This is a genomic window from Binatus sp. (SeqCode) (genome assembly GCF_050013435.1).
Taxonomy (GTDB): Bacteria; Desulfobacterota; Binatia; order Binatales; family Binataceae; genus Binatus.
In genome coordinates this window covers 1-4,348 of sequence record NZ_JBEKFG010000130.1, presented here as the reverse complement: position 1 = coordinate 4,348, position 4,348 = coordinate 1, and the positions used below count along the sequence as shown (strand labels likewise).

Genomic DNA, 4,348 nt, shown 5'->3' with positions numbered 1-4,348 from the left:
TGGGATTTGTCATGCGTGCGATGCTCGAGCGGCTCGCCGAGCGGCTTTCGATGCGCGCGCTGGTCGCCGGCGATATCACGCTCGCGTTCGGGATGAGCGGTCATCGCAGTTTCAGCCGCCGGATCGCGGTCGCGGCGCCGTCGAACGACGTCCGCGCGATTCTCACGCTCATCAACCTGAGCCTTGAAGCGGCGCCGCCCGAGGACGGCGTCGAATCGATTCGAATCGAGATTGCGCCGCGCGTCCCGCGTCCCGCGCAGACCGACATGTTCCTGCCGCCCTGCCCCGCGCCGGACAAGCTGCAGACCACGATTGCGCGGCTGGCGGCGCTATGCGGCCCCGGCAACGTGGGCATGCTGAGTGCGGAGAATTCGCATCGGCCCGAAGCGATGCGGCTCGATCCGTTCGCACCGCATCCCGTGGCGCCAATCCCCGAAAATGCGGTGGCGAAGAATGTGACGCAGTTGGTGATACGCGCGATTCGCCCGGCGCGGGAAATCGAGGTGATGTGCTCGCGGGAGATTCCGGAGTTCGTCCGTGGTGAGAATCTTGGCGCGCGCGTGATTTCGATCGCCGGGCCGTGGCGGCGCGATGGCGAATGGTGGCTTGGATTCACGGTTGATGCGGGCATGCACGCGGATTCATCCGATGAAAAGGATCCTGCGGCGCAGGAGTGCGGCTTCATCCGCGATTATTACGAACTCGCGCTCGAAGACGGCGGCGTTTACCGCATCTTCCGCGACTTGAACTCGCACAAGTGGTTTCTCGACGGCGCCTACGACTGACCAATCGCAAGGAGCAAGGAAAAGATGCATCGGCATTTGTATTGATATTTGTATAGGCGTTAGCCTACACTGATTGGTCGTTTTCACGCCGAGGCAAACCGGCGGCGGAATACTCATGCGGCCCATCAGCGCCCGCTACATGCACAGGAAGGAGATTAAAAAATATGAGCAAGAAATTGCCCGTGTTCAAAACCGACAAGGAAGCGGAAAACTTCCTTAACCAGGACTTGTCCGACTACATCAGCGCCGAGAACTTCGCGCCGTTTCAGTTCGAGTTCAGACCCAAACAAAAGTCGGTCAATCTTCGAATCTCCGAAGAACTCCTGAACGCGGTCCGCGCCGTCGCGCACCGCCGTGGTATCCCATACCAGCGCTACATCCGGCAGACCCTCGAAGCAGCACTTCGGCCGTCAAAGCAGCCTCGCTCGGGAAAAGGACGCGCTCACCATTCAGGCAAGTGACGCTCGAAGACGGCGGCGTTTACCGCATCTTCCGCGACTTGAACTCGGACAAGTGGTTTCTCGACGGCGCCTACGACTGACTGATCGCGGCGAATCGCCATGAACTCCGACTACGTCGAACTTCGTGCGCGCAGCACGTTCAGCTTTCTCGAAGGCGCGACCACGCCCGAGGATCTCGCGGCGCGCGCGGCGGAACTCGGCTACGGCGCGATGGCGCTTGGCGATCGCGACGGACTTTACGGCGCGCCGCGCTTTTACCAGGCCGCGAAGTCCGCGGGAATCCGGCAAATCGTCGGCGCGGAACTGACGCTGGACGACAACTCGCGCCTCTACGTCCTCGCACCGGATCGCATGCGCTACCGCAATCTCTGCCGCATGATCACCGACGCGAAGATGCGTGTCCTCAATCCCGGCGCGCGCGCCCGCGACGGCTCCGGCGCTTTGCCCGTCTATCCCGCCAAGGGCGAGAGCCGCATCACGCTCGACGATCTCGAACGCTACGGCCGCGGACTCATCTGCCTTGCCGGCGGCGTGATGAGTCCGCTGTCGCGCATGCTGGTTCGCGGCGAGGATCCCGGCGATCTGAGCCGGCGGCTCGGCGGGATTTTCGGCGCGGGAAATTTCTACATCGATTTGCAGCGTCATCTCGACGCCGGCGAGGAACGCCTCAATCGCAAGCTCGCCGCGATTGCCGGCGCGGCGCAAATCCCGGTGGTTGCGACCAACGACGTATGCCACGGCGGCTCGGATCGCAGGTTGCTCGACGTGCTGACCTGCATCCGGCTCAAGACCACGCTCGAAGAAGCCGGCCGCGCGCTGTGGATCAACAACCAGCGCCATCTGAAGTCGCCGGCCGAGATGGCCGCGCTGTTTCGCGATCTGCCCGGCGCCGTCGCCGCCTCGCGCGCGATTGCCGAGCGATGCGCTTTCCAGCTGTCCGACATGGGCTATCGCTTCCCCGACTACCCGCTTCCACCGGGAGAAACGGCCGACAGCTATTTGCGAACGCTCACTTACGCGGGTGCGCGAGAGCGATGGCGCGGCGCGATCGACGGTTCCACACGCCGCCAACTCGAACATGAACTCGGAATCGTCGAGCGGCTCAAGCTGGCCGGCTACTTCCTGATCGTATGGGACATCGTCCAGTTCTGCCGCGAGAATCGGATCATGGTGCAGGGACGCGGCTCCGCGGCCAACAGCGCGGTGTGTTACGCGCTCGGGATCACGGCGGTGGATGCGGTCAAGATGGAACTCCTGTTCGAGCGCTTCCTTTCCGAGGAGCGCGGCGAATGGCCCGATATCGATCTCGACCTGCCCAGCGGCGACGATCGCGAGCAGGCGATTCAATACGTCTATCGCCGCTACGGCGAACGCGGTGCCGCAATGACCGCGAACGTGATCACCTATCGAACCAAAAGCGCGGTGCGCGAAGTCGGCAAGGCGCTGGGCTTTTCGCCCGAACAGGTTGACCGGCTCGCCAGGCTCAACCAGGTGTACGAGTTCCGCGACCATCACGACGATCTCGTGGCGCTGCTCAAGCGCGGCGGCGTCGATGCGCAAGCGCCGCGAATCATGATGCTGGCCGATCTCGTGCGCAGGATTCAGAGCGTGCCGCGCCATCTCGGGCAGCATAGCGGCGGCATGGTGATCGCCGCGCAGCCGCTGGATGAAATCGTCCCGCTCGAGCCGGCCTCGATGCCCGGCCGCGTGGTGATTCAATGGGACAAGGACGACTGCGCCGATCTCGGCATCATCAAGATCGACCTGCTCGGACTCGGGATGCTGGCGGCGCTGAAAGAGGCTCTGCCGATGATCCGCGCGCACGAAGGAGTCGATATCGATCTCGCGCATCTTCCGCCCGACGACCCCGGCGTGTATGCGATGCTGCGGCGCGCGGACACGGTCGGCGTCTTCCAGGTCGAGAGCCGCGCGCAGATGGCGACGCTGCCGCGGATGAAGCCCGAGCGGTTTTACGACCTGGTGGTCGAGGTCGCGATAATTCGCCCCGGCCCGATCGTCGGCAAAATGGTGCATCCCTATCTCGATCGCCGCAACCATCGCGCGCCCGTCGAGTATCCGCATCCTTCGCTCGAGCCGATCCTGAAACGCACGCTGGGCGTTCCGCTTTTCCAGGAGCAGTTGCTGCGAATGGCGATGACGGTGGCGGGGTTCAGCGGCGGCGAGGCCGAGGAACTGCGCCGCGCGATGGGATTCAAGCGCTCTGCCGAGCGGATGGAGAAAATCGAAGCGCGGCTGCGCGCCGGGATGCTACGCAATGGCCTGCAAGGCAATCTCGCCGACGATATCGTGCGCTCGATCACATCCTTTGCGCTGTACGGCTTCCCCGAATCGCACGCCGCCAGCTTCGCGCTGATCGCGTACGCGTCGGCATACCTGAAGCATCATCATCCGGCGGCGTTCGTTGCCGCGATGCTCAATTGCTACCCGCTCGGCTTCTATCATCCCTCGACGCTGGTGAAAGACGCCGAGCGTCACGGCGTGGTCGCGCTGCCCGTCGAGGTGACCCGCTCGAACTGGAAATGCACGATCGAGATTGTGGATCGGCGGCCCGCGGTGCGGATGGGACTGCGCTACGTCACGGGCATCCGCGAGGAAATCGCACTTCGAATCGAAAGCCAGCGTGCGCGGCGACAGTTCGATTCGATTGCCGATCTTACCGCGCGCGTCGGACCGAACCGCCGCGAGATCGACGCGCTCGCCTACGCGGGCGCGTTCGCCGCCTTCGGCCTGGCGCGGCGCGACGCGATGTGGAATGCGGCCGCGGTAGAGCGCGATCCCGCGAGCCTGCTGGCAGGCGCGAAGCCGCGCGATGGCAAGGTTCCGCTGGCGCCGATGGCGCCGATCGAGGAAACGCTGGCGGACTACGCCGCGACCGGCCTCACCACCGGACCTCACCTGATGACCTATCTGCGCGGCGATTTGAGCGCGCGCGGAATTCTCAGCGCCGGCGATCTCACGCGCGCCCGGCATCAATCGTGGGTGAAGACGGCCGGCGTCGTGATCGTGCGCCAACGCCCCGGCACGGCCAAGGGCTTCCTGTTCATCACGCTCGAGGACGAAACCGGAATTGCCAACCTGATC

General features: G+C 64.3%; 3 protein-coding genes. All 3 read left to right on the top strand.

Annotated elements, in window-relative coordinates; translation table 11 throughout:
- Positions 1–785, top strand: a 785-nt coding sequence (locus ABSB13_RS16685) for a DinB/UmuC family translesion DNA polymerase (RefSeq protein ID WP_428110454.1), incomplete at its 5' end; no start/stop codon positions are given.
- A gap of 164 nt (positions 786–949) precedes the next feature.
- The gene (locus ABSB13_RS16680; protein WP_428110452.1) at positions 950–1,246 is read left to right on the top strand and encodes a CopG family antitoxin; all 297 of its coding nucleotides are present in this window, start codon (positions 950–952) and stop codon (positions 1,244–1,246) included.
- A 99-nt stretch (positions 1,247–1,345) separates the two neighbouring features.
- Positions 1,346–4,348 (top strand): error-prone DNA polymerase (locus tag ABSB13_RS16675; RefSeq protein ID WP_428110450.1); only part of this gene is annotated, 3,003 nt, incomplete at its 3' end.